Origin of the sequence: Mycoplana azooxidifex, assembly GCF_014196765.1 — a bacterium.
GTDB classification, from domain to species: Bacteria; Pseudomonadota; Alphaproteobacteria; order Rhizobiales; family Rhizobiaceae; genus Mycoplana; species Mycoplana azooxidifex.
The window spans coordinates 72,004-89,020 of sequence record NZ_JACIEE010000008.1; the positions used below are offsets into that span (position 1 = coordinate 72,004).

At 65.2% G+C, this 17,017-nt stretch carries 17 protein-coding genes; 5 read left to right on the forward strand and 12 right to left on the reverse strand.

What is annotated here, in order from left to right:
* Positions 1 to 6: 6 nt before the first annotated feature.
* Positions 7 to 1,365, reverse strand: a complete 1,359-nt coding sequence (locus GGQ64_RS19105; protein WP_183806920.1) for a glutamine synthetase family protein — start codon at positions 1,363 to 1,365, stop codon at positions 7 to 9.
* 226 nt (positions 1,366 to 1,591) lie between these two features.
* Between GGQ64_RS19105 and GGQ64_RS19110 the strand changes: the two genes are divergently transcribed.
* Positions 1,592 to 2,962, forward strand: coding sequence for an aspartate aminotransferase family protein (locus tag GGQ64_RS19110; protein WP_183806921.1), 1,371 nt, complete (start codon positions 1,592 to 1,594; stop codon positions 2,960 to 2,962).
* A 240-nt stretch (positions 2,963 to 3,202) separates the two neighbouring features.
* Here the strand turns inward: GGQ64_RS19110 and GGQ64_RS19115 are convergent, their stop codons facing one another.
* Positions 3,203 to 4,705 carry an ArnT family glycosyltransferase gene (locus GGQ64_RS19115; RefSeq protein ID WP_183806922.1) on the reverse strand — a complete coding sequence of 501 codons (1,503 nt, stop codon included), beginning with the start codon at positions 4,703 to 4,705 and terminating at the stop codon, positions 3,203 to 3,205.
* 1 nt (position 4,706) lies between these two features.
* A complete protein-coding gene (locus GGQ64_RS19120) occupies positions 4,707 to 5,714 on the reverse strand; it encodes a glycosyltransferase family 2 protein (RefSeq protein WP_183806923.1) in 1,008 nt (335 codons plus the stop codon).
* 153 nt (positions 5,715 to 5,867) lie between these two features.
* Here GGQ64_RS19120 and GGQ64_RS19125 point away from each other — a divergent pair, with 153 nt between their 5' ends.
* Positions 5,868 to 6,785, forward strand: coding sequence for a lysylphosphatidylglycerol synthase transmembrane domain-containing protein (locus GGQ64_RS19125; RefSeq protein WP_183806924.1), 918 nt, complete (start codon positions 5,868 to 5,870; stop codon positions 6,783 to 6,785).
* A gap of 258 nt (positions 6,786 to 7,043) precedes the next feature.
* Here the strand turns inward: GGQ64_RS19125 and GGQ64_RS19130 are convergent, their stop codons facing one another.
* From GGQ64_RS19130 to GGQ64_RS19145, 4 genes are all read right to left on the reverse strand, one after another.
* Entirely contained in the window at positions 7,044 to 8,531 is a 1,488-nt protein-coding gene (locus GGQ64_RS19130) for an AMP nucleosidase (RefSeq protein ID WP_183806925.1), read from the reverse strand.
* A 109-nt stretch (positions 8,532 to 8,640) separates the two neighbouring features.
* Positions 8,641 to 8,961, reverse strand: a complete 321-nt coding sequence (locus GGQ64_RS19135; RefSeq protein WP_183806926.1) for a YnfA family protein — start codon at positions 8,959 to 8,961, stop codon at positions 8,641 to 8,643.
* Positions 8,962 to 9,173: 212 nt separating this feature from the next.
* Positions 9,174 to 9,350, reverse strand: a complete 177-nt coding sequence (locus GGQ64_RS19140; protein WP_183806927.1) for a hypothetical protein — start codon at positions 9,348 to 9,350, stop codon at positions 9,174 to 9,176.
* 34 nt (positions 9,351 to 9,384) lie between these two features.
* Positions 9,385 to 9,552 carry a hypothetical protein gene (locus GGQ64_RS19145; protein ID WP_183807163.1) on the reverse strand — a complete coding sequence of 56 codons (168 nt, stop codon included), beginning with the start codon at positions 9,550 to 9,552 and terminating at the stop codon, positions 9,385 to 9,387.
* Positions 9,553 to 9,802: 250 nt separating this feature from the next.
* On the opposite strand from GGQ64_RS19145, the gene GGQ64_RS19150 reads away from it, so the two are divergent.
* Positions 9,803 to 10,504, forward strand: coding sequence for a glutathione S-transferase N-terminal domain-containing protein (locus GGQ64_RS19150; RefSeq protein WP_183806928.1), 702 nt, complete (start codon positions 9,803 to 9,805; stop codon positions 10,502 to 10,504).
* A 216-nt stretch (positions 10,505 to 10,720) separates the two neighbouring features.
* Here the strand turns inward: GGQ64_RS19150 and GGQ64_RS19155 are convergent, their stop codons facing one another.
* The gene (locus GGQ64_RS19155; protein WP_183806929.1) at positions 10,721 to 11,062 is read right to left on the reverse strand and encodes a DUF2147 domain-containing protein; all 342 of its coding nucleotides are present in this window, start codon (positions 11,060 to 11,062) and stop codon (positions 10,721 to 10,723) included.
* A gap of 511 nt (positions 11,063 to 11,573) precedes the next feature.
* Here GGQ64_RS19155 and GGQ64_RS19160 point away from each other — a divergent pair.
* Positions 11,574 to 11,843: an SEL1-like repeat protein gene (locus GGQ64_RS19160; RefSeq protein WP_183806930.1), complete on the forward strand. Its 270-nt coding sequence runs from the start codon at positions 11,574 to 11,576 to the stop codon at positions 11,841 to 11,843.
* 97 nt (positions 11,844 to 11,940) lie between these two features.
* Here the strand turns inward: GGQ64_RS19160 and GGQ64_RS19165 are convergent, their stop codons facing one another.
* The 4 genes from GGQ64_RS19165 to GGQ64_RS19180 all read right to left on the reverse strand — a co-directional run bounded on the left by GGQ64_RS19165 (position 11,941) and on the right by GGQ64_RS19180 (position 15,509).
* Positions 11,941 to 13,053, reverse strand: a complete 1,113-nt coding sequence (locus GGQ64_RS19165) for a pyridoxal phosphate-dependent aminotransferase (RefSeq protein ID WP_183806931.1) — start codon at positions 13,051 to 13,053, stop codon at positions 11,941 to 11,943.
* A 204-nt stretch (positions 13,054 to 13,257) separates the two neighbouring features.
* Entirely contained in the window at positions 13,258 to 13,683 is a 426-nt protein-coding gene (locus GGQ64_RS19170) for a PilZ domain-containing protein (RefSeq protein WP_183806932.1), read from the reverse strand.
* Between the two features lie 151 nt (positions 13,684 to 13,834).
* Positions 13,835 to 14,170: a hypothetical protein gene (locus GGQ64_RS19175; RefSeq protein ID WP_183806933.1), complete on the reverse strand. Its 336-nt coding sequence runs from the start codon at positions 14,168 to 14,170 to the stop codon at positions 13,835 to 13,837.
* Between the two features lie 118 nt (positions 14,171 to 14,288).
* Positions 14,289 to 15,509 (reverse strand): acyl-CoA dehydrogenase, encoded by a 1,221-nt coding sequence (locus GGQ64_RS19180; protein ID WP_183806934.1) that lies wholly within the window; start codon positions 15,507 to 15,509, stop codon positions 14,289 to 14,291.
* 249 nt (positions 15,510 to 15,758) lie between these two features.
* Here GGQ64_RS19180 and GGQ64_RS19185 point away from each other — a divergent pair, with 249 nt between their 5' ends.
* Complete coding sequence (locus GGQ64_RS19185) at positions 15,759 to 16,787, forward strand: extracellular catalytic domain type 1 short-chain-length polyhydroxyalkanoate depolymerase (protein WP_343059519.1); 1,029 nt, start codon at positions 15,759 to 15,761, stop codon at positions 16,785 to 16,787.
* The last annotated feature ends 230 nt before the right edge of the window (positions 16,788 to 17,017 follow it).

The window sequence follows — 17,017 nt, forward strand, 5'->3', positions numbered from 1 at the left end:
GAAGCCTCAGATCCGCGGCAGATACGTCTGGTAGTCGAAGTCCGAAACCGTGCGCAGGTAGGTGATCGCTTCCTTGCGCTTGGTGTCGCCGTAGAGCTTGCGGTAGGGCTCGCCGAACACGTCGGCGATGAAGGGAGAGGCGGAGAATTCATCCACGGCGGTGAGAAAGTCGTGCGTCAGCCGCGGCACGCCGATCGGGTCCTTGCCGGGTTCCGTCGCCGGGCCCGGATCGAGGTCGTCGTCGAGGCCGAGCAGGATGCCGCCGAGGATGGCGGTCAGAAGCAGGTAGGGATTGACGTCGGCGCCGGCGACGCGGTGCTCGACGCGGGCGGCCGGGCCGTCCTTGTCGGGAATGCGGATCGCAGTCCCGCGGTGGCCGAAGCCCCAGTCGATATCCACCGGCGCGAACGAACCCGGCTGGAAGCGGCGATAGGAATTGGCGAACGGGGCGAAGATCAACTGCGCCTCGCGCATCGTCTTCAGCATGCCGGCCGTGACCGATTTCAGCTTCGCCGGATCCCCGCCCTTGGCGTCGAGGATGTTGCGGCCGTCCCTGTCGAGAATGCTCGCATGCACGTGCAGGCCGGAGCCCGCCTGGTCGGCATAGGGCTTGGCCATGCAGGTGGATTTCAGCCCGTGCCGGCGGGCGGCCTGCTCGACCACGCGCTTCAGGTAGATGCAGTCGTCGGCAGCCGCCAGCGCGTCCGGCCGGTGCAGCAGGTTGATCTCGAACTGGCCGTGGCCGAATTCTGCTGTCGTCGCATCCGCCGGCAGCTCCATCTCGCGCGCATAGGCCCGCACCGTCTGCAGGTAGTCGTCCAGCGCGTCGACCGCGCTCATGTCGTAGAGCTGGAAGCCGTTAGGCTGGTCACGATACATCAGCCGTTCCGGCGGTCGCGGCTTGCCGGTGGTGCGCCAGTCGTCCTGCACCACGTAGAATTCCAGCTCGGTCGCCACCACCGGCGTCAGCCCGCGCTCCTCGAAGCGTTTCAGCAGGTTCGACAGGATCGCGCGCGGGCACATGAAGCTCGGCGTGCCGTCGAGTTCGTGCATGGTCGCCAGCACCTGCTTCGAGCCGGTCGGCGCCCAGGGCATGGCGGCGAGCGAGCGGCGGTCGGGCACGCATTCGCCGTCCGGGTCGCCCACCGAAAGCGACAGCCCGGTGATGTCGTCGTTGTCGTCGCCCCAGATGTCGAGCGACTGGGTGGAGGAGGGCAGGCGCACGGTGCCGTCCCAGACCTTCTTCTCCGCCTCCAGCGGGATCTGCTTGCCGCGCAGGTCGCCGTTCATGCCGACCAGCAGGATTTCGATACGGGGCGGGGCATTGGCGGGCACGTTGGTGCGCGCCGGGATGTCGTTGGTCATGATCAGTATTCGCCTCGGGCAGGTTCCTGCAGGACATCAAGGTTTAGGCGATTCTCGCGTCGCTCTCTTGCCAAATGCCTGTTACATGGGCATTTTCCTAGCCTATTCTGACCCGCCGTTCAATGAGTGCGGTCGCTTTCGCAGGCTTTGGGGAGAAGCCGGCGAAACCCCGCAGTTCCCCGCAACGTCCCCGTGGGCATCCGCCTGAAGACCGAGGAAATCTTCCATGTCGAACCTGTCTGCCGCCGCCTCCAATCTCGGTGCGCTCGATGCCGCCCACCACATCCATCCCTTCTCGGACATGCAGAAGCTGAACGCCGCCGGCACCCGCATCATCGAGCGCGGCGAGGGCTGCTACATCTTCGACAACCACGGCAAGAAGTATCTGGACGGCTTCGCGGGGCTCTGGTGCGTCAACGTCGGCTACGGCCGCAAGGAGATCACCGAGGCGGTGATGCGGCAGATGAACGAACTACCCTACTACAACACCTTCTTCGGCACCACGACGCCGCCGACGGTGCTGCTGGCGCAGAAGATCACGTCCCATGCCGGTCCGAACATCAACCGCGTCTTCTTCACCGGCTCCGGCTCGGAGGCCAACGACACCTGGTTCCGTATGGCCCGCGTCTACTGGGCGACCCTCGGCAAGCCGGAAAAGAAGATGGTGATCGCCCGGCGCAACGGCTATCACGGCTCCACCGTGGTCGGCGCCTCGCTGGGCGGCATGAAATACATGCACGAGCAGGGCGCGCTGCCGATCGAGGGCATCGTCCATATCGGCCAACCCTACTGGTACGGCGAGGGCGCCGATCTTTCGCCGGCGGAATTCGGCCTGAAAGTCGCACGCGAGCTGGAGGCCAAGATCGACGAACTCGGCGAGGACAATGTCGCAGCCTTCGTCGCCGAGCCGATCCAGGGTGCCGGCGGGGTCATCGTGCCGCCGGAAACCTACTGGCCGGAGATCGCCCGCATCTGCAAGGCGAGGAACATCCTGCTCGTCGTCGACGAGGTCATCTGCGGCTTCGGCCGCACTGGCCAGTGGTTCGGCCACCAGCATTTCGGCGTCGAGCCGGATCTGGCGCCGATCGCCAAGGGCCTGTCGTCCGGCTACCTGCCGATCGGCGGCGTCATGGTCTCCGATCGCGTCGGCGAGGTGCTGGTCAACGAGGTCGGCGACTTCAACCACGGCTTCACCTATTCCGGCCACCCGGTCTGTGCCGCCGCAGCGCTGGAAAACCTGCGCATCATCGAGGACGAGAAGCTGGTTGAGCGCGTCCGCGACGACGTCGGCCCCTATCTCGCAGCCGGTCTGAAGTCGCTGGAGGATCACCCGATGGTCGGGCAGACCCAGTGCGTCGGCCTGATGGCGGCCGTGCAGCTTGTCGAGGACAAGGCGGACCGCAAGCGCTTCGAAGACAAGGAGAAGGCCGGCATCGAGGTGCGCAACCACTGCCTCGCAAATGGCCTCGTGCTCCGCGCCACCGGCGACCGCATGCTCTATTCCCCGCCGCTGGTGATTTCCCGCTCCGAGATCGACGACATGATCACGATCACCCGCAACGGGCTGGATCACGCGTGGAAGGTGATGCAGGGGTGAGGGGAGCGGGCGTCGCGCGAACAAGTCGCCAACGTTTCCGTCATGCCGGACTTGATCCGGCATCCAGTCGCGCCGCGTCTGCGGCGCGGGAAACGCTCTTCACGCGCAAGGACTTGCGCGGGCTGGATCCCGGGTCAAGCCCGGGATGACGGCGGAGTGAGTTGCTGCGCCTCACGCTGCGGCCGGCTGGGAAAACATTGGCGGCTCCGGTCACAGCCGCCACGCGGGCCGTTCCGGCGCCTATTCCCCCGCCGGGTATACCCACGCATAGCTGATGCTGTAGCGGTCGCCGTCGTGGCCGAAATGGTAGGGCAGCTCCATCCGGTGCAGGTCCGGGGCGGCCGCCGGCTTGCCCTTGCCGAAGCGGGCGGCATCGTCGAGAATTTCCTGCGCCACCTCGGCCGCCGTGCCGTCTTCGTTGCGCCAGACGACCAAGACCGGCGACTGTGCGCTCCAGGCTGCGTCGGGCGCGAAGCCGGCATAGTCCTCCGAGACGACCGGCACGCCGGGAAACTGCAGGCGCAGGTTGCCGGCCAGGTGGGTGTCGTCGGCGAGGATGACCGCCGGCGTGATGCCCTCTTCGGCGATATGCCGGGCGAAGGCATCGTAGGGGACATTCAGTTTCTGGTAGTCGCCGGTCAAGCCTGCCGCCGCGACACGGCCGAACAGGATCGCCGGAACGGCGATCATCACCGCCGCCGCGAACGGCGCAAAGCGCTTCAGCTGCAGCGGATCGGCACGGCCGGCGGCTTCCACCTTCAGGCAGAGATAGAGCGGCAGCACCAGCAACAGCGGCGTCAGCCAGCGGTCCTTGATGTGCGCCGCCCCGGCAAAGAGGATCAGCAGCAGCAGCGCCAGAAGGAAAAAGGCCATCATCAATTCGATCAGCCCCGTCCAGCGGTTGCCGGCAGACAGCGCCTTCCACAGGTCGCTTCGAAAGACGATCGCGAACACCGCCACGGTCACTGCCGAGAAGCCGAGGACCGCCGTGACGAGCGACAGCAGGCCCTCGATGATTTGCGAGGAAATCCCCGTGCTGCCGTCTGACAGCTTGTCCATCGTGCCCCCCGAGGCGAGCGTGAGGTGATCGAGCAGCCACAGCGCATGTGGTGCCACGATGGCGAGGCTGGCAATGGCCGTCAGAAGCAGCCGCCAGTCGAACAGCCGCTGCCGCCACTCGCGGTCGAACACGATGGCCAGAAGGCCGGCGGCCGGAAGCAGGGCGAAATTGTACTTCGCGATCATGCCGATGCCGATGGCAATGCCGGTCACGAGGTAGGAGAGGGCGGTCGGCGCGGCGAGCGTGCGCAGGAACCCGTAGAGGAACAGTGCTGAGGCAAAGACGACGGCGACGGTGTGGGTGAGGTCGCGCTGCGCCTCAAAGGCGATCTGCGGGATCGTCAAGAGCGACAGGGTCGCGATGATCGCGAGGTCGCGCTCCTTCAGGACCGTGCGGGCCGCGAGCCCGTAGGCGAGATAGGCGGCAAACAGCATCAGGTTCTTCAGGAGGCTGATCGCGAAGACGCCCGGCCCCGTCACCTGGATCAGCGCGTATTGCAGCCAGTTGTAGAAGGGCGGCTGGGTGTCGTAGCCGGCGGCGAGCCATTGCGACAGCAGGATCTGCTGCGCCTCGTCGCGCTCAAGCGAATCCGGCAATGCCATCCGCACCAGGAAATTGACGGCAAAGTACGCCGCCAGCAGGACGAAGACGGCGTTCGGCGTCGCGCGCAGGAAGCGGGTCATCTCACGGACCGCGGAATGTCTGCCGCACGATGTAGTTCGGCGTGTCGTCGTCGCGGAAATAGGTCCGCGCGATCATTTCCGACAGGATGCCGGTGGTGATCAACTGGACCGACGACAGGAACAGCATGACCCCGACGATGAGCAGCGGACGGGTGCCAATGTCGTGGCCGAAGAGGAACTTGTCGACGAACAGATAGGCGAGGATCAACGAACTCAGCGCCCCGGTGGCAAGCCCGATCGAGCCGAAGAAGTGCCCCGGCCGCGCCTTGTAGCGCATGAAGAACAGCACGGAGAGAAGGTCGAGGATCACCCGGAAGGTCCTCGAGATGCCGTATTTCGAGGTGCCGAGCGTGCGCGGGTGATGGGTGACGACCATCTCGCCGATGCGCGAGCTCGGCACGACGCCGGCGACCCAGGCGGGGATGAAGCGGTGCATCTCGCCCATCAGCTTGACCTGCTTGATGATCGAGGCGCGGTAGATCTTCAGGCTGCAGCCGTAGTCGTGCAGGCGCACGCCGGTGATCCGCCCGATCAGCGCATTGGCGCACCACGAAGGGATCTTGCGCAGAAACAGCCCGTCCTTGCGATTCTTGCGCCAGCCGACGAGCAGGTCGAGCTGGCGGTCTTCGAGCGCCTTGGCCATGGCGCGGATGTCGGCCGGGTCGTTCTGCAGGTCGCCGTCGAGTGTGGCGATCAGGCGTCCGCGGGCGGCGTCGATGCCGGCCTGCATGGCCGCCGTCTGGCCGAAATTGCGCTGGAGTTCGACGATCGCCATGTTCAGGTCGGGAAGGACGAGCGCTTCGCGCGCCTTCAGGAGCGTGGCGTCGGTACTGCCGTCGTCAACGAGGATCAGTTCCCACGAATGTTCGTAGCCGGCCATCGCCTCGCGGATGCGCGCGATCAGAGGCCCGACGCTCTCTTCTTCGTTGAACACGGGAACGACGAGCGAAATCTCGATGCCGGCCGGCTGAAGCTCGACCGCGGCGATGGTGTGTGGATTTTCCTGCAACGCTTCTTTCTCCACTCCGGCGGAGTTCTTTCATCATGCGGATCGTGATAACACGCGCCCGCAACCTGACGAGGGAAACCCAGCACTTATATGAGTTCCGCGCCGAATTCCAGCCGACCGTCCGGGCTATCCCGTCTCGCACGCCGCCATGCCATGACGCTGCTGACGCTCGCCTGCCTTGTCGCCTATCTCGCCTTCGTCGAGTGGCAGTGGGGCTGGAGCCGGCTGCTGGTGCAATGGGAGAAGGTCGGCGCCTGGACGACGCTCGCCGCCCTCTCGCTGCTGACGGCCACCTATCTCGTGCGCACCCAGCGCATCTACGACTACTTCCCGGCCGAGACGGCGGGGCAATTTCTCAAGCTGTTCCGGCTGACCCAGGTTCACAACCTGCTCAACATCATGCTGCCGTTCCGGGCCGGGGAGACCAGCTTCCCGATCCTGATGCGATCGCAGTTCGCAGTCCCCCTGCCGCGGGCGACGGCGGCGTTACTGGTCATGCGGCTGCTCGACCTGCACGCCCTTTGTGTCGCCGCCGGCATCGGGCTGGTGCTCAACGCCGGCAACCATGCGCTCGCCTGGCTGCTCTGGGCGCTCTTCCTCGTCTGCCCGCTCGCCTTCTTCGCCGCCAAGGGGCCGATCTTCCGGCTGCTGAAAGGCCACCTGTCCGGCAAGCTGGAGCGGTTGCTGGACGAGGTCGAGGCCGGCGTTCCAGCCGATACGCGCGGCTTCGTCCGCGCCTGGGGCTTCACCGTGCTGAACTGGGGCGTCAAGGTGCTGGTGCTCGCCTGGGTGCTGGGCTTGCTTGGCGTCTCGCCCTTCGCTGCCACCTTCGGCGGCGCGCTCGGCGGCGAGCTGTCTTCCGTGCTTCCCTTCCATGCGCCGGGCGGCGTCGGCACCTATCCCGCCGGCATCACCGCCGGTGCCCTGGCCTTCGGTGCCGACGGCGGCCGGGCGGCACTGTCATCGATGGCGGAGGCCGCAATCAACGCGCACCTGATGATCGTCGCCAGCGCCTGCCTCGGCACGGCGCTGTCGGTGGTGTTGTCATGGATCCCGGCAAAGGCCCACTGACGGCACAGCTTTTCGGACCTTGGCAATCACAGCACTCGGCGGTTGCCTCTACCCCCCTCTGCCCTGCCGGGCATCTCCCCCTCAAGGGGGGAGATCGAACCGCGGCACCGTCTCGCCCAAGACAGGTCTTGCTATCGGAATGGCACCGGCGCGCCTTGCTGATCTCCCCCCCTGAGGGGGAGATGCCCGGCAGGGCAGAGGGGGGTATTCCGAATTCGTCGTGTACCGTGGAACTTCCCGATTTCGGGATGATATCTCCTACTGGAACGCCGTCTCGAAGAAGCTCCTGAGCTTGCGCGAATGCAGCTTCTCCGTCGGCATGCCGGCGAGCTTCTCCAGCGCCCGGATCCCGATGCGCAGGTGCTGGTTGACCTGGGTGCGGTAGAAGGCCGTCGCCATGCCGGGCAGCTTCAGTTCGCCGTGCAGCGGCTTGTCGGAGACGCAGAGCAGCGTGCCGTAGGGCACGCGGAAGCGGAAGCCGTTGGCGGCGATCGTCGCCGATTCCATGTCGAGCGCGATCGCGCGCGACTGCGACAGCCGCTTCACCGGCCCGCGCTGGTCGCGCAGTTCCCAGTTGCGGTTGTCGATGGTGGCAACGGTGCCGGTGCGCATGATCCGCTTCAGGTCATAACCCTCGAGCCCGGTGACCTCGGCGACCGCACTTTCCAGCGCCACCTGCACTTCGGCCAGGGCCGGGATCGGCACCCAGACCGGCAGGTCGTCGTCGAGCACGTGGTCCTCGCGCACATAGGCGTGGGCCAGCACGTAGTCGCCGAGCGTCTGGCTGTTGCGAAGCCCGGCGCAGTGGCCGAGCATCAGCCAGGCATGCGGGCGCAGCACCGCGATATGGTCGGTAATCGTCTTGGCGTTGGAGGGGCCGACGCCGATATTGACCAGCGTGATGCCGCCATGGCCCTTGCGTTTGATGTGATAGGCCGGCATCTGCGGCAGCCGGGCGAGCATCAGGTCGGTGTCCGGCTTGTCGTTGCCGGCCTGGGTGACGACGTTGCCGGGCTCGACGAAGGCGGTGTAGCCGTTGCCGCCCTCGGCCATCTGCAGCCGCGCCCAGGCGCAGAACTCGTCGACATAGAACTGGTAGTTGGTGAAGAGCACGAAGTTCTGGAAGTGGTTGGCGCTGGTGGCCGTGTAGTGGCTGAGGCGAGCCAGCGAATAGTCGACGCGCTGGGCGGTGAAGGCCGCAAGCGGCGAGGCTTCGCCGGGACCCGGCTCGTAGGAGCCGTTGGCGATCTCGTCGTCGGTGTTGGTCAGGTCGGGCGCGTCGAACAGGTCGCGCAGCGGCACGGTGATGTTCTCCGCAACCTCCGCCTCCACGTAAGCGCCCTCGCCGAAGGCGAAATGCAGCGGGATCGGCGTTGCCGATTCGGAGACGGTGACGACGATGCCGTGGTTGCGCATCAGGTGACCGAGTTGCTCCTTCAGATAATGACGGAACAGCTTCGGCCGGGTGATGGTGGTCGAGTAGATCCCGGGCGAGGCGACATAGCCGTAGGACAGGCGCGAATCGACATGGCCGAAGCTCGTCGTCTGCACGCTCACCTGGGGATAGCAGGCCCGGTAGCGGCAGTCCGGCGCGCCGATCTTCGCCAGTCCCGTAAAGGCGTCGGTGAGAAACTGCGTGTTGCGCTCGTAGAGCGCTTCCAGGCAATCGACCGCCGCGACCGCGTCGTCGAAGGTGCGGGGCTCGAAGGGCTCGGGCGTGGAGAAGGGAAGGGCGGTGGGCGACAAATTATTCTTGCTCGTGAATCGTTGAGGTCCTGCCAATTCTGCACGCAAACGCGACGAAAGTAACGCCCGCGCAAGGGAATAGGCAGGTTTTCGGCGGGATAGTTTCCCGTCAGCGCGGTGCGGCGAGGATCACCAGCGTGCCGGCGAGCGCGATGCCGGCGCCGGCAAGGTCGAAACGGTCGGGAGAAACACCTTCCGCAAGCCACAGCCACAGCAGCGAGGCTGCGATGTAGACGCCGCCATAGGCTGCGTAGGCGCGGCCTGCCGCACTTGTGTCGATCAGCGTCAGCAGCCAGGCGAAGGCGGCCAGCGCCGCCATGCCCGGGATCAGCCACAGTGCCGACTTCTCCAGCCGCAGCCAGGCCCAGAAGGCGAAACAGCCGGCGATTTCTGCAAGGGCGGCGGCGGCATAGACGAGGAAGGACTGCATGGCGGCTCCGTGGGCTGGAGCCTGATCCTTAGCGGAAGCTGCCGGAAAGCGGAAATCGCTTTGGCGTGCAGCTAGAGCATGTCGCGCAAAAGTGTGCGGCGGTTTTGCGACTACGACATGCGAAAAAACAAGAACTTAAAGCGCGTAAGGCGAATCCGAAGGATCGCGACGCGCTTTAGGCATTTCACGCAACTCTGTGGAGCGCGCGGCCGTCAGATCATCGCCTGGCGCTGGAGAGTGACGAAGAGCACGAGCCCCACGCCCTGCTTGCCGATGCCGAGGCTGGTGCCGTTGGCAAGCGATACCGCGGCGAGCGGTGCGACCATCAGGCCGGCCAGGAGAAGGATGCGAAGGCTGACGGCGAGACCGGAGACGAGCACGAGCGGCATGGGACGCATCCCTTTCGGGCGGTTGGGGGTCGGCTCAGAGAGCTGCGGGGCAGAGGGCGGGAATGGCGCAGGCGCTGGCCGTGCCGTAGCGCTGCTTCTGCTCTTGGCGACGCGCGTCGGTTTCCACGGCGGCAGCCACGGAGACCGCGAAAACGGTCATGAGCAGCGAGATGATCGTCAGTCGGCGAGCCAGAATTTCCATCGTTGTTCCCCTTGGGCGTCGTATGATGATGGCCTTTTCGCATGCTGCGACTGAATGCCTCCTGAGAGGCCGGTTCATCTGGCGTTCAGGAAAGGTGCGGCGACACCTTGAAGAGGCCGGTCGCGGCTTCTAAGTCAGTCTGGCCCTTGCTGCGCCGCATGCCGTGCGGAGCGCGGGTGCAGGAGCAAGCTGAACGCGTGCATGCCGCCGCAGGAGCCTTCCGGTGGGGCGTGCCTCAAGGGAGAACCGGATGACCAAGCCGATCGAACTGTTTTTCTGGCCGACGCCCAATGGCTACAAGATCACCATCATGCTGGAGGAACTCGGCGTTCCCTACGAGGTGAAGTACATCAACATCGGCAAGGGCGAGCAGTTCGCGCCGGATTTCCTCAAGATCGCACCGAACAACCGCATGCCGGCGATCATCGATCCGGACGGCCCCGGCGGCGCCCCGATCTCGGTCTTCGAGTCCGGCGCCATCCTGCAGTATCTCGGCCGCAAGTACGGCCGCTTCTACCCGAAAGACGAGCGCGTCCGCGTGCAGGTCGAGGAATGGCTGTTCTGGCAGATGGGCGGGCTCGGACCGATGGCCGGCCAGGCGCACCATTTCCGCCAGTACGCGCCGGAGAAGATCGAATACGGCATCGACCGCTATACCAATGAGGTCAATCGCCTCTACGGCGTCATGGACCGGCGGCTGGCGGATCACGAATATCTCGCCGGCGACTACTCGATCGCCGACATGGCCAGCATCGGCTGGGTGCGCCCCTATGAGAACCAGGGCCAGACGCTCGAGGATTTCCCCAACCTCAAGCGCTGGTTCGACGCCATCCTCGCCCGCCCCGCCGTCCAGCGCGGCATCGAGGTCGGCAGGGAAGAACGCGAGCGCCAGGCAAGCCTTGCCGACGACAAGGAAGCCCAGAAGATCCTGTTCAACCAGCGGGCACGGTAGACTTTGTCCGCGTCGGCGTAATCTTTCGGCTTGCGTCGAAGAGTAACCGGGCGTTGCCTCCCCTTCCGTCATGCCGGCCTCCGAGCCGGCATCCAGCGCGCGCAAGTCCTTGCGCGGAAAGAGCATTCTCCGCACCGCAGACGCGGTGCCGCTGGATCCCGGATCTAGTCCGGGGAGACGGGGACTGGTATCGCTTGCGTCAGAGGCAGACGCTTCCTAAAGCCGCGACCAGGTCTGCGACTTGCAGAAGACCTTCAGCATGCAGCCCTTCATCTTCAGCGAATTGCCGTCGACCGAGCCGGAACCGCCATAGGTCTTGTCTTCGGCGGGGTCGGTGATCGATCCGCTGTATTCGCCGCCGTTCCCTTCGAGTTGGCCGATCCGCTTGCCGGCGAACTTGCCCGTCTTGAGCGTGATGCAGAAGCCACCGCCGCACTTTTCGATGGCCGCAGTCTCGCCGCTTGCGGTCTTCCAGTTTCCTTCGATCGGCTCGGCCGCGAATGCGCCGCCGCAAGCGCCAAGGCACAGCGCCATGGCCGCAACGAACCTGCGTATCATTTGTCTTCCTCCCGATGCCGGGCTGCCCTCGTTTGAATGGCGCAGTTGTCGCGCGCCTTGAGCCCGATGCCGCGGAATTTATCTGACGTATACGTAAAGGTAAAGAATCGAAAAGCCGGAATCCGCCGGTTTTTGGAGGCGGTGTGCGGCGTGGCGATGTCGGCATCTTTCGGGCGCTGAACATTCCGACCGGTTTGCGTGGTTAGCGATCGGTTTAAATCGCCGGTTGAATTTTTCGTAAACTTTGAAGCAAATCCGCGGCATTCCAGCCGGTCCGATGCTTAACGAAAACCCAAGTTTACCAAGCGTTTGAACTTTGTTTGTCGCAAATTAAGCATGCATTTTAAGCGTCCCTTGAAGGCCCGATGGCATAGTGAAGCCATAAAACGAGCACGGAAAACAACCGGCCGGACAAACCTTCGAAGATCAACGACCGCAAAGACGGAAGGGCTTCGAAAGGCAGACAAAACAGGGCGATACGAAAAGAAGAAACCAGGACAGGGACAAGACAATGGCACGCTTCGAAATCCAGAACTCGGAAAATGCCGCCATGACGGGCGGCGAGACCCGCGCCGATGCGCTGCGCGAGATGGGGCTGATGTATGCGACCGGTCGCGGCTGTGCCGTCGACCTCGTCGCAGCCCACAAGTGGCTCAACATCGCTGCCATCAAGGGTTGTGATCGGGCCGCCGAACTGCGCGCCGACCTCGCCGCCACCATGAGCAAGACCGATCTTGCCCAGGCGCTGCGGGCCGCTCGCGAATGGATGACGGTGCATTGACCGGCGAGGCAACGCCAATGGGCAGTCGGCAGTAGGGTTCCAATAACAACAAAGCCTTGCGGAAGACGATGCTGTCCGCAACCCTACTGCCGACTGCCTATTTCACCGCCTTCAGGACCTTCGGCAACACGGCCTCGAACAGGTCGAGGTCCGCATCGGGCCCGGCGCTGACGCGGATACAGCGGTTCAGCGGCGCGACACCCGGCATGCGGATGAAGACGCCGTGGTCCATCAATCCGTCGACGATCCCGCGCGCGCGCACGCCGTCGCCTCCGCAGTCGATCGCGACGAAGTTAGTGGCCGAGGGCAGGGGCGAGAGCCCGTTCTGCCTGGCGATCGCCGCGATCCGTTCGCGTGCCGCTGCAATGCGCCCCACCACGTCGCGCAGATACGCCTGATCCTCCAGCGCAGCCAGGGCTGCAACCGTGGAGATGCGCGCCATGCCGAAATGGTTGCGGATCTTGTCGAAGGCCTGCGCATTGCCGAGCGTGCCGATCGCATAGCCGACGCGGGCGCCGGCCAGGCCGTAGGCCTTGGAGAACGTGCGCATCCGCAGCACGTTGGGCTGGCCGATCAGCGCGTCGACCGGTGGCGTGGAACCGGCGGGCGCCGTCTCGCAATAGGCTTCGTCGAGAATGAGGAGGCTGCCGTCGGGCAGGGCGCGCGCGAACGCCGTAACGCTGTCGGCATCCCACCAGCTTCCCATCGGGTTGTCGGGATTGGCAAGGTAGACGAGCGGGGCGTCCTCGCGCTTCGCCGCAGAAAGCAGCCCGTCCAGGTCCTCCCGGTCGTTGGCATAGGGCGTGGTCACCAGCCGCCCGCCATAGCCGTTCACATGATAGTTGAAGGTCGGATAGCCGCCGAGCGAGGTGACGACCGGCGTGCCCGGCTCGACCACGAGGCGCACGATCTCGCCGAGCAGCCCGTCGATGCCGCAGCCGATGGCAATGTTCTCGCGCGAGACGCCATGGTGAAGCGCAATCGCCTCGCGCAGCTCGAAACTCTCCGGATCGCTGTACATCCAGGTCTCGCCGGCCTGCTCGCGGATCGCCTTGAGGACCGAGGGCGCGGGACCGAAGCCGCTCTCGTTGGCACCGATCCGCGCGCGCAACTTCCGTCCGCGCTGGCGCTCGATCGCTTCCGGCCCCACGAAGGGAACGGTGGACGGCAGCGCGTTGGCGAGGGGCGTGAAGCGGGAGAAGCCGGACATGTCTGCGAACCTTCAATCGAGCGGCGCGGGAGGTGCGCGGGCGACGCTCGGCCGCCCGGCACATGCGGCCGGCACCCTACTGCAGAATCAGGAAAACGGGAATTGGTTTTCAGCGGGATAGTGCGCGGAATTCAAGGCGTTACATTTTGCAGGTGTACGCCGGCGGGCAGGCCGGGGAACGCCGCACGCGATCCCCGCTTCCGGTCAGTTGCGCTGGGACGCGAGGCGCGGGCGCTCGACGCCGCGCATATAGTTGGCCGGCGCGTCCTTCTTCCTGGTGGTCTCACCGGTGAAGTAGTCGGCGCGGACGATCTGGTGCAGCAGCTCCTCATCGATCTCCTTGATGAACTGCACGCCGACACGGTGTTCGTTGCGGTACATCTCCGCACACCCGACGCGGGCCATCAGGCCGACCACGGTGAGGTAGTAGTGCGGGCCGAGCCCGATCGTGGTGGTGACCGAGAAGCTGGCGCCGCCCTGCGAGATATCGATGATCTGACAGGTCCTGACCTTGGGAAGTGCCAGATCGAAGCCCACCGAGAGCAGCATGCCCTGGCGGTTGATCCTGAAGCGTTCCCACTTGCGTTCGTACAAGCCGCCGCTCTGCCGCTTGTCAACCAGCTCCACCATTGCAACTCTCCAGAAAGAAGCGGGACGTCATTCCCGTCACGATAGTTTTGCAACTATGTATTGGAATTGGTTGAAAGCAATTCCTCAAAATTTACACACCATATCATTGGGGTCCGGGCGCGGCGGAAGGGCAGCTTCGGGCAAGGTCGAATCAGCGCGACATCACCAGCCTGAGATAGTCGGCGTCGAGGAACATGTTGAACCGGACCACCCTTTCGCAGCCCACCTTGCGGATCTGGGTGCAGCCGATTTCGTCCTGCATGCCGCCGATGCGCAGGAAGAAGCTTTCCGGAAGTTCGACCCGGCCGCTCAGATCGATGATGGCGCCGGCAGACGAGATCGTGCGGACGATGCAGTCGTATTCGATTGTGGCGCTCAGGTGATGGCCGACAGGGATGACATGGCTCGCCCTGTCGATGCGATGCTGGACGAAGCTGCGCTTCTGGCTCTGGTGCCAGATGTGCTCGTGTGCGCCCTGAAGGGACATGGCGTCCTCCCGACCGATGACCTTGTCCGATCCTAGCCGGACGCGGTTGACGAAATGCAAAGACGGCGCCCTGCTTTTTCGCAAGCCGCCGCCAGGGCGATATCGGGGAGGGGCGGGCTTACTGGAAGGCCTGCAGGCCCGTCTGCGCCCGGCCGAGGATCAGCGCATGCACGTCGTGCGTACCCTCGTAGGTGTTGACCGCCTCGAGGTTCATGACGTGGCGGATCACGCCGTACTCGTCGGAGACACCGTTGCCGCCGTGCATGTCGCGGGAGACGCGGGCGATGTCGAGCGCCTTGCCGCAGTTGTTGCGCTTCATCAGCGAGATGAGCTCGGCCGAGGCGCGGTGCTCGTCGAACAGCCGCCCGAGACGCAGCGCGCCCTGCAGGCCGAGCGCGATCTCCGTCTGCATGTCGGCGAGCTTCTTCTGGACGAGCTGCATCTGCGCCAGCGGCTTGCCGAACTGCTTGCGGTCCATCGTGTACTGGCGGGCGGCATGCCAGCAGAATTCGGCAGCCCCCATGGCGCCCCAGGCGATGCCGTAGCGGGCGCGGTTGAGGCAGCCGAACGGACCGGCCAGCCCCGCCACCTCGGGAAGCAGGTTTTCCTCCGGAACGAACACGTCCTGCATCATGATCATGCCGGTGATCGAGGCGCGCAGCGAGAACTTGCCCTCGATCTTCGGCGTCTCGAAGCCCTTCATGCCGCGCTCGAGGATGAAGCCCTTGATCTTGCCGTCATGCGCGTCCGACTTGGCCCAGACGATGGCGATGTCGGCGATTGGCGAATTGGTGATCCAGTTCTTGGCGCCTGAGACGAGATAGCCGCCGTCGACCTTCTTCGCCCTTGTGATCATGGAGGAGGGGTCCGAGCCGTGGTCGGGCTCGGTCAGGCCGAAGCAGCCGACCCAGTCGCCCGACGCGAGCTTCGGCAGGTAGGTCTTGCGCTGCTCCTCGGTGCCGTAGGCGAAGATCGGATGCATGACGAGCGAGGACTGCACCGACATGGCCGAGCGATAGCCGGAATCGACCCGCTCCACCTCGCGGGCGACGAGCCCGTAGGAGACGTAGTTGGCGCCGACGCCGCCGTATTCCTCCGGGATGGTCGGGCCGAGCAGGCCGAGTGCGCCCATCTCGGTCATGATCTCGCGGTGGAAGATCTCGTGGCGGTTGGCTTCGGTCACCCGCGGGGCGAGCTTGTCGCGGCAGTAGGCGCGCGCCGCGTCGCGGATCATCCGTTCCTCGTCGGTCAGTTGGTCCTCGAGCAGGAAGGGATCCTCCCAGTCGAAGGCGGCCATCTTGGCGCGAGCCTGTTCCGGGGTCGCTTTGTGTGCACTCATCGCTGGGTTTCCTCTCGCCGTCGCATTCTTCGGACGCTTCTCGGACAAGAGTGCTACATCAGGATGGCGCCGGCCGGAAGGGCGGGAACAAATCGCCGGTCCCGACGCTTTACCTCTTTCCGCATGGCTTCATGCGCGCCACGAATGAAACGACAGGCCGACCCGATCCGGGTTTTCTCACGCCTTCGTCATCAATATGTCCGCTGCCGGTGGCACGAGGCACTTGCCAATTGTCAAGGAGACGCGAACGTGCGTGACCGCTTCAAGCGATCGATGGAGAGTTTCTTCTTCGATCCGGAACGCTTCGGCGAACTGTTTCGGCCCTTCATTCCCGATTTCGAGCAGAAGGCCGCCACTGTCCGGCGGCGGCGAAACGCAGGGCCGGATCTGGTCGAGGTGAAGGGCTTCGGCTCCAATCCGGGCAACCTGCGGATGCTGGAATACGTGCCGGACGACCTGCCGGCCGATGCGCCACTCGTGGTCGTCCTGCACGGCTGTCGCCAGACGGCCGACAGCTACGACCGGGCGGCCGGCTGGGCGGCGCTGGCGCGCGAGCACGGCTTTGCGGTGCTCTATCCCGAGCAGCGGGAGGCGAACAACCCGCGCCGCTGTTTCAACTGGTTTCGCCCGAGCGAGGTGACGCGTGATCGCGGCGAACTGGCCTCCATCCGTCATATGATCGAGCACCTGCGCACCCGCACGCGCGCCGATCCCACCCGCATCTACATCACCGGGCTGTCTGCCGGCGGCGCGATGACGGCCGCAATGCTGGCCAGCTATCCGGAGCTCTTCGCCGCCGGCGCGATCATTGCCGGCCTCCCGTTCGGTGCGGCACGCGACGCTCGCCGGGCGCTTGCGGCCATGGAGCAGGTGCCGGATCGCAACGCCCGCGAATGGGGCGAACTGGTACGCGCGGCAGCACCTGCGCAGGGACGACTGCCGTCGGTCTCGGTCTGGCACGGCACGGCCGACCGGACGGTGTCGATCTCCAATGCCGAGGCGCTCGTCGCCCAATGGCTGGACGTCCACGGCCTCGATCCGGCCGCCTTTTCCGAGACCCGCGCCAAGGGCCGCCGCAGCCGCCGCTGGCGCGACGCCGACGGCCGAAGCCTGGTCAGCTTCCACCGCATCGCCGGCCTCGGCCACGGCACCCCCGTCACCCGCGGCAAGGGCGGCGGCTACGCCCTCCGCTCCGAGCCGTTCATGCTGGACGCCGGCTTTTCCTCGACGCTGGAACTCGCGCGGGAGTGGGGGGTGTTGCGGCCGAAGCGGCAGTAAGATTTCACTGCGTCGGGCAGCAGGCCGCCCATAGGAACCGCGTCCTTTGCAACGGGCGCTAAGGATTGAAGCGACCTTGGGACGCTGGTAAAATTTCGCCTCTACCGCACCCGGAAGTTGGAGCGGGCACCTAAGGCGAAGCGCGCGGGCGATGCAACGGCGCCGTTCCGCCACAGGATAAAGCCCACGACCGCGACATCAAAACGCGTGGCGTGAAGATCTGCCTTCTC

What these genes read in the sequence shown, in the direction of transcription:
- GGQ64_RS19105 (WP_183806920.1), bottom strand. Translation starts at nt 1,365, where the DNA reads ATGACCAACGACATCCCGGCGCGCACCAACGTGCCCGCCAATGCCCCG.
- GGQ64_RS19110 (WP_183806921.1), top strand. Translation starts at nt 1,592, where the DNA reads ATGTCGAACCTGTCTGCCGCCGCCTCCAATCTCGGTGCGCTCGATGCC.
- GGQ64_RS19115 (WP_183806922.1), bottom strand. Translation starts at nt 4,705, where the DNA reads ATGACCCGCTTCCTGCGCGCGACGCCGAACGCCGTCTTCGTCCTGCTG.
- GGQ64_RS19125 (WP_183806924.1), top strand. Translation starts at nt 5,868, where the DNA reads ATGACGCTGCTGACGCTCGCCTGCCTTGTCGCCTATCTCGCCTTCGTC.
- GGQ64_RS19135 (WP_183806926.1), bottom strand. Translation starts at nt 8,961, where the DNA reads ATGCAGTCCTTCCTCGTCTATGCCGCCGCCGCCCTTGCAGAAATCGCC.
- GGQ64_RS19140 (WP_183806927.1), bottom strand. Translation starts at nt 9,350, where the DNA reads ATGCCGCTCGTGCTCGTCTCCGGTCTCGCCGTCAGCCTTCGCATCCTT.
- GGQ64_RS19145 (WP_183807163.1), bottom strand. Translation starts at nt 9,552, where the DNA reads ATGGAAATTCTGGCTCGCCGACTGACGATCATCTCGCTGCTCATGACC.
- GGQ64_RS19150 (WP_183806928.1), top strand. Translation starts at nt 9,803, where the DNA reads ATGACCAAGCCGATCGAACTGTTTTTCTGGCCGACGCCCAATGGCTAC.
- GGQ64_RS19155 (WP_183806929.1), bottom strand. Translation starts at nt 11,062, where the DNA reads ATGATACGCAGGTTCGTTGCGGCCATGGCGCTGTGCCTTGGCGCTTGC.
- GGQ64_RS19160 (WP_183806930.1), top strand. Translation starts at nt 11,574, where the DNA reads ATGGCACGCTTCGAAATCCAGAACTCGGAAAATGCCGCCATGACGGGC.
- GGQ64_RS19165 (WP_183806931.1), bottom strand. Translation starts at nt 13,053, where the DNA reads ATGTCCGGCTTCTCCCGCTTCACGCCCCTCGCCAACGCGCTGCCGTCC.
- GGQ64_RS19170 (WP_183806932.1), bottom strand. Translation starts at nt 13,683, where the DNA reads ATGGTGGAGCTGGTTGACAAGCGGCAGAGCGGCGGCTTGTACGAACGC.
- GGQ64_RS19175 (WP_183806933.1), bottom strand. Translation starts at nt 14,170, where the DNA reads ATGTCCCTTCAGGGCGCACACGAGCACATCTGGCACCAGAGCCAGAAG.
- GGQ64_RS19180 (WP_183806934.1), bottom strand. Translation starts at nt 15,509, where the DNA reads ATGAGTGCACACAAAGCGACCCCGGAACAGGCTCGCGCCAAGATGGCC.